The sequence below is a fragment of the Desulfosalsimonas sp. genome (assembly GCF_046483245.1).
Classification (GTDB): domain Bacteria; phylum Desulfobacterota; class Desulfobacteria; order Desulfobacterales; family Desulfosalsimonadaceae; genus Desulfosalsimonas.
In genome coordinates, this window is record NZ_JAWODO010000072.1 from 1 (window position 1) to 6,518 (window position 6,518).

Annotated in this window: 8 protein-coding genes; 1 reads left to right on the top strand and 7 read right to left on the bottom strand. The window is 55.6% G+C overall.

The genetic code is table 11. The annotated features are described in order from the left end of the window. A partial coding sequence (gene tnpA, locus R6U41_RS06890; RefSeq protein WP_410269098.1) for an IS200/IS605 family transposase occupies positions 1-336 on the bottom strand: 336 nt, incomplete at its 3' end. Between the two features lie 23 nt (positions 337-359). Between tnpA and R6U41_RS06895 the strand changes: the two genes are divergently transcribed. After that, entirely contained in the window at positions 360-1,604 is a 1,245-nt protein-coding gene (locus tag R6U41_RS06895; protein ID WP_410269099.1) for an RNA-guided endonuclease InsQ/TnpB family protein, read from the top strand. Here R6U41_RS06895 and R6U41_RS06900 read toward each other — a convergent pair whose 3' ends face one another. From R6U41_RS06900 to R6U41_RS06925, 6 genes are all read right to left on the bottom strand, one after another. Continuing rightward, on the bottom strand, positions 1,605-2,234 hold the full coding sequence (locus R6U41_RS06900) for a hypothetical protein (RefSeq protein WP_410269100.1): 630 nt from the start codon (positions 2,232-2,234) through the stop codon (positions 1,605-1,607). Between the two features lie 109 nt (positions 2,235-2,343). Next, positions 2,344-3,543 (bottom strand): MFS transporter, encoded by a 1,200-nt coding sequence (locus tag R6U41_RS06905; protein WP_410269101.1) that lies wholly within the window; start codon positions 3,541-3,543, stop codon positions 2,344-2,346. A gap of 9 nt (positions 3,544-3,552) precedes the next feature. After that, positions 3,553-3,840, bottom strand: coding sequence for a Smr/MutS family protein (locus R6U41_RS06910; RefSeq protein ID WP_410269102.1), 288 nt, complete (start codon positions 3,838-3,840; stop codon positions 3,553-3,555). Positions 3,841-3,884: 44 nt separating this feature from the next. Then, positions 3,885-5,618, bottom strand: coding sequence for a 4-hydroxy-3-methylbut-2-enyl diphosphate reductase (ispH, locus tag R6U41_RS06915; protein WP_410269103.1), 1,734 nt, complete (start codon positions 5,616-5,618; stop codon positions 3,885-3,887). A 34-nt stretch (positions 5,619-5,652) separates the two neighbouring features. After that, the gene (locus R6U41_RS06920; protein ID WP_181549518.1) at positions 5,653-5,847 is read right to left on the bottom strand and encodes a CooT family nickel-binding protein; all 195 of its coding nucleotides are present in this window, start codon (positions 5,845-5,847) and stop codon (positions 5,653-5,655) included. Between the two features lie 19 nt (positions 5,848-5,866). Continuing rightward, the gene (locus R6U41_RS06925; protein ID WP_410269104.1) at positions 5,867-6,292 is read right to left on the bottom strand and encodes a DUF3842 family protein; all 426 of its coding nucleotides are present in this window, start codon (positions 6,290-6,292) and stop codon (positions 5,867-5,869) included. Between the last annotated feature and the right edge of the window lie 226 nt (positions 6,293-6,518).

Genomic DNA, 6,518 nt, shown 5'->3' on the forward strand with positions numbered 1-6,518 from the left:
GCTCGGACTCCAGAGCCTGCCTTTCCAGTATTTTTTCTCCAACTCCGGATGTCTCTTTTTTAACAGACGGCTCGATACTCCCTTGAGGCTGTTGACCAGTTTGGAAACCGGGACCTTGGGAGGATAATGTAGGAGCAAATGCACATGGTCCTCTTCGCCGTTTGTCTCCACAAGCTCGGCCTCGAAGTCCCGGCACACTGAATCAAAAATCTCCCGCAAGCTGTCAATGGCATCCCGGGTTAATACTCCATGCCGGTACTTTGTAACAAAGACCAAATGAACATGGAGATTAAATACACAATGCCTTCCAGTTCTTAATTTGCTTGACATATCCATAGGCCAAAAGTATAATATAAACTATGCTTATACGCAAGGGATATAAATTCAGACTCAAGCTCCGGGATGGAGAAAAACAGAAGTTCTCCCAATTCGCCGGGTGTTGTCGCTTTGCCTGGAACAAGGCCCTTGCAGTGCAGGACGAAAGGTTCAGCAACGATAACGCAAAGCTGCTGTCTAAAACCAAGCTTTTGAACCTGCTGCCGGAGTGGAAACACGAATCTGCCTTCCTAAAGGAAGTCCATTCCCAAATCTTGCAACAAAGCCTCATTGACCTGGACCGGGCGTATCAGAATTTTTTTCGCAGAATGAAAAAAATCCGGGGCGGCGATTTCTCCGAAGGCGAGGATCCCGGCTATCCCAGGTTCAAAAAAAAGTTTCTGCATGACTCTTTTCGGTTTCCTCAGGGCTTCCGGTTGGAGAACAGGCATGTCTATCTCCCCAGGCTCGGATGGTTCCGGTTCTACAAAAGCCGCGAGATAGAGGGCAAGCCTAAAAATGTCACTGTCACCAGGAACGGAAAGCATTGGGATATATCCGTGCAGGTGGAACAGGAAATCCCCGATCCGTGTCCTGTGCGAGAGCCAAGCACAGGCCTGGATATGGGCATTTCCAGGTTCTATACCTGCTCGGACGGCACTTTCAGTGAACCGCTCAATGCCTTCAGGAGCTTGGAGAAAAAGCTGGCCCGGGAGCAGCGAAAACTTTCCCGGAAAAACAAGTTTTCCAGGAATTGGAAGAAACAGAAGGCGAAGGTGAACAAGCTGCACCGCAAGATACGGGACGTGCGCCTGGACTATCTTCACAAACACTCTACCGCCCTGGTTCGACGCTATGGCCGAGTATATGCGGAGGATCTGCAAGTAAAGAATATGTCGGGATCCGCCAAGGGGACCATGGAGAATCCGGGAAAGAACGTCAAAGCCAAGTCCGGGCTCAATAAGTCCATCCTGGATCAGGGTTGGAGCGAGTTCATGCGCCAGCTTGAATACAAGCTGGCGTGGCTTGGCGGGGAGTTGGTCAGGATTTCCCCGCACCATACATCGCAGGCCTGTTCTGTGTGCGGGCATATATCAAAGAACAACCGGAAATCACAGAGCCGGTTTGTATGCGAAGCATGCGGCCTTGAAATCAATGCCGATCACAACGCCGCAATAAATATCCAAACCCTCGGGCAGAGGGGGTTGGCCTGTGAAGCGAACCGCACAAGCGGTCGGCAGCAGGAACTTTCGAGAAATGGCGACAGAGTACCGGGCCTGGCTGCATAGTCAGGAATCCCCTTCCTTTAGGGAGGGGAGGATGTCAAGGGTTTGCTCAAACACTGCAATGGCGTGGTTGATTGCATTCCAGCGGGCTTTTTTCAAATGCCGGGACACGGCCTGAGGCGAAGCCGGCCCGGGCCAATCAGCCGCGATTTGGGCGATCTTTGAGCCCTCCAGACGTCCGATCACCGCTCTGGCCTGAAGCGGCCGCCAGGTTTCCATAAGTGCCCCGGTGGCGCGCACCAGGGCGTCAATGACGGCTTCAAACGGAGCATTGTCAAAAGCGTAACGAAGATCCCCGGCCCGGGGCGAACCCATTTTTTCCAGCATCTTTCCGGAGCGCCGGAAGGCCGTGCCGTCTCCGGCTGTCACCTGTTGTTCAGACACGTAATCCACATCCCCGACGCCGATGGCCATACGGGTGTCAAAACCCGGATGGCCGCCAAAGGCCCGGATATAAGCCCGGATAAACACCGCGGCCCGCAAGGCGCAGGACGGATCGGAAAACAGGGCCTGCCAGCTGTCGCCCCGGAACACGGAGATGGGATACGGCATGACCCCGGGCATCAGCCGGCAAAAAGCCTTACCGGCTTTGTCCATGAGCCCGGGCATGGACCGGCGTGCACTGGGATCCATTGCCGAAAATCCCGTAAAATCACCTGTTATCACGGCATATTGGCCTGCAGTCTGCATAAATTTCCTCTTCGGCGCTGTTTTTCAGCCCCGGCTATCTGAAAAGGCCTTTTTAATTTGTTTTTTCCCGTCCGGGCCTGGCGGCTGCGTCTGAATGCCGGGTTCCGGCAAAAAACTGGCCCGTGCCCGCGGCCATGATCAGGATGCCCAGAAAAAATGCATACCTGAGTTCAAACCAATCCATGATCAGCCCGGCAAAAATCGATCCCATGAGCATACCCAGACTGTGGGCCACGGTAATCATGGACATCACCGACCCCATGGCCTCGATCTTCTGGCCCCGGATCACGGCCAAAGCCATGACTGCGGGCATGGACACCCCGCCGCCGATTCCGAACACCACGTTTGCCGCAAACAACCCGGAAAAACCCCCGGCCGTGCCCATCAACAGCATTGCCACAATCACGGCAATCCCGCCGGCCACCACCATAAGGCGCTTGTCGCATCGATCTGCCAGCATTCCCATGGGGATGTGGATCAATCCGCTCACTGAAACCCCCAGCATCACCAAAAGCCCCACCGCAGAACTTGAAAGCGCAAAGGCATCATTTGCATACACAGGCAAAAACCCCCAGATAATGCCGATGCAGGTGGTATAGACCATGCGGAAGGAAAACAGGGCAACCAGCATCCGGTCGCGCACAAGCAGGCCCCACTTTACCGGGGTCCGGCCCACGGAATAAATCCGCTCTGCAGCCGCCGGGGGAAGAAGAACCGCGGCCAGGCAAAAGCCAAAAAGCGCCAGCCCTCCCATGCAGGCAAAGGCCATGTTCAAACCAAACACATCCTGGATCACCCCGCCCATGAGGGGGCCAATGCTCAGGCCAGCAAAAACCGACATGTTAAATCCGCCCATGGTGATGCCCTCTTTTCCCTCCGGGGTGATATCCCCCACATACGCCTGGGCCACGGGCATGATCATGGCCGAGGCCACCCCCTGGATGAGCCGGATGGCAATCAGGCTGTGGATTTGATGGGCCAGGACAAATGCAACGGAAATAACAAAATAGGAAAACAGCCCCATTACCAGGAAAGGCTTTCTTCCGTGCGCATCAGAAAGCCGGCCGAACCAGGGAAGAAAAAACGTGCGCGAAAGGGAAAAACCGCCGAAAATCAGGGCGATGGAAAAACCGCTGGCGCCAAGCTCATGGGCATATACCGGCAAAAGGGGCACCACAATGCCCACCCCTGTAACCGATACAAAAATAGCAAAAAAAAGGGTGGCAAAAACTTTTCTGGGAAATTTTTCCATCAATGCCTGTCAGGCTTCACGGGCGTCCGGGGACTTGAGCCACACCCGGGTGGCACCCCAGCCGCCGGCGTCCGGGGAGGCCAGTTCAAAACGGGCCACCAGCCGGTGACGCTTAAGGGCCGCATGCACGCGCTGCCGGAGTTTGCCGGTGCCTTTTCCGTGAATAATGCGCACCACGGTAATGTCTTTTTCCAGGCACGCCTCCAGATAATCATCGATTAAGTCGCCGGCTTCCGAAGGCCTGAACGTGTGCAGGTCCAGTTCCCCGGTTATCGGAATTTCAACAAATTCATCCATGTCTTTTGTCCAGATTTTTCCTGGCCGGGTTGGTTTGCGAATTTTTATCCGGTCAGGGCTGTGCAGATAAAGGCCAGGAGGCCTGCAAACACAAAATGGCTTTCCATTATAAACCCCTGGAACACGCCCGGGAAATGCCCGGTGCGCTCATGGTTCACCAGAAATGCAAGCATAGCTGCCGGGCAAAGACTAAACACGGACGATAAGAAGGGCAGAACCCCTGCAGCCGCAGCCAGGGGCGGCAACACAATCAGCACCGCCAGAACGCCTTTGAGCAGCAACAGGGTCCGGCGCTCGCCTAGAATGATCGGAATGGTTTCCCGGCCCACAATCCGGCTTCCCTGCATGTCACTGATGTCAAAAAACGCTGTTCGCACAAACACCAGGGCGGAAATCCAGACAAAGGCCGCAATACTGGCCGGAGTAAAGTAGCCATGGGCGTCCAGGGCCGGAAACAGGGCGGCGGCCATCCCCCAGGCCAGGGTCACCAGCACGGTCTTGGAGCCGGGGATGCGCTTGAAAACGGAAATTTTCTCCACACCCGGCCCTTTTCCCTCAATTTCCAGGTTATAGACCACCCCGAGCAGGCTCATGCACAGCAGCAGCCAGAAAAACAACGGCCCCATTGCCCAGGCCACACCCAAACCCCCGAGACCGGCGGCACCGGCCAGGGTTGTGAGGGCATACCGATTTTCCTGATAAAACCGTGCTCGGTCCGGGTCATTGTACCTGTCGGCCATCCGGTCGAGCATATGGTGCAGGGTATGCATGGAAAGGGTGTATAATGCCGCAATACCCAAATAATGGGGCCTTAAAGGCGCACCCTGCAGCCATGTGCCTGCTGCGGCCAGCCCCGCCGCCCCCACGGCCAGATACAGGTTGGAAAGCATCAGGCAGCGCATCAGCATATGCGCAAATCGCCTGCATCGGCCGCCTTTTCCGGTCAGCCGCCGATCCATGTGCTGCACGACCTGTCGGATGGTCCAATTGGGCGTTGACGCCCCGGCGGTAATGCCGATGCTCCGGCATTCCGTCAACTCTTCCACAGGAAGCTCCTCTGCGGTTTCCACGTGAAAGGCCTTTTTCCCGGACCGTTCCGCAATATCGGCCAGCCGCCGGGTATTTCCGCTGTTGTAGCCGCCCACCACAACCACGGCATCCACCTGCCCGGCCAAGACCTGAACCTCTGCCTGGCGCTTTTCCGTGGAGTCGCAAATGGTGTCAAAAACCTGGTAATGGGGGTGGGCACGGCCGGCCCATTGCTTGAGCTTTTCGAAAAACGCGGTGTTCTGGGTGGTCTGGGCAACGATGATGGCATTTTCAAAGGCCGGCAGAGCCTCTATCTCTTCAAAGGAATTGACCACATGGCCCCGGCTGCCGGCATATCCAAGCAGCCCCCGCACCTCAGGATGCTCACGGTCTCCTGCGATAATCACGGCAAAACCCTGCTTTGCATGCCGGGCGATAATGGATTGAACCCGGATCACCCGTGGGCAGGTGGCATCTATGACCTTGAAACCGGCATCTTTTAATGCCTGTTTATCCTCGGGCGGTACCCCGTGGGCCCGGATGATCACCGTGCCCCGGCCGGTTTCCGGGATTTTTTCCAGCACGGAGATCTGCTTTTGCCCGAGAATGGCCAAAACCTGGGGATTGTGAATCAGGGGACCATAAGTATAAATGGGCCCGCCATCCTTGTTGGCGGCATCCAGGGCCAGTTCCACTGCCCGGCGCACGCCCATGCAGAACCCGGCCGTTGTTGCGATTGTAATCTTCATGCATCTCCCGGGGACTGTTGGCCAGGCACCGGATTCAGGATTCATCCTTTTTGAAAAACACCTTGTGATCCACCAGGGAAAGGGAATGGATGGCCGCCCGGACGAACTTCTGCTCCCCGAAAATATTGACCAGTTTAAACCCCCCGTCTTCAGGTTCGATGGTATCCACGGCCTCCATGATCAGTTCCGGTTCCTGATCTTTTATCAGATATGCATTGGCTTCGCACATTTTTCAATATACTCCTGTTTCAGTTGAATTCATCTAACCAAGGCTGAAGATGCTCGGCAATGAGCACATCCAGCAGATGGGGCAGGGGCATGCTGGATGCGCCCACCACGGCCACGTTTTCCTGGGAGAGGGGCACCAGCATCTTGCGTGCGGGGCTGGATGCAACGGCCCCGGCGATTTGCGGTGTCACCTCGCCCATCATGGCATTGGCCATGACAATGCCCAGGGGCCCGATGACCACATCCATGCGGGCCACGGTCTGCAAAATGGCATTTTCTCCGGATGCGCCCCTATTGGCACGGGCCTTGAGCATCTGGGCGGTTGCAATGGCGTTGGTGCCCAGGGCCACAATCTCGACGTCCTCTTCAAACAACGTCCGCAACCGCTTGATGATGGCCGCCCCAATACCGCCACCCTGGCCGTCTATGACACAAATGGTTTTCATTCTATAATTTTTTCACCTTTCGAAGCTGCCGGCGGCGGCTTTTGGGCAGGCGCCTGGCCGGCCCTTTTTTATGTATTGTTAACTACTACAAATCAACGCATCTCTTCCTCTCCCGATATTTTATCGGAAATTGGAAAACCACCTCCCTCGCAGTCGGAACAAGAGTTGAGTGAAATGCAGGGATTATTTCAGGATTACGAACAGTGGATGGACAATGAAATAACCC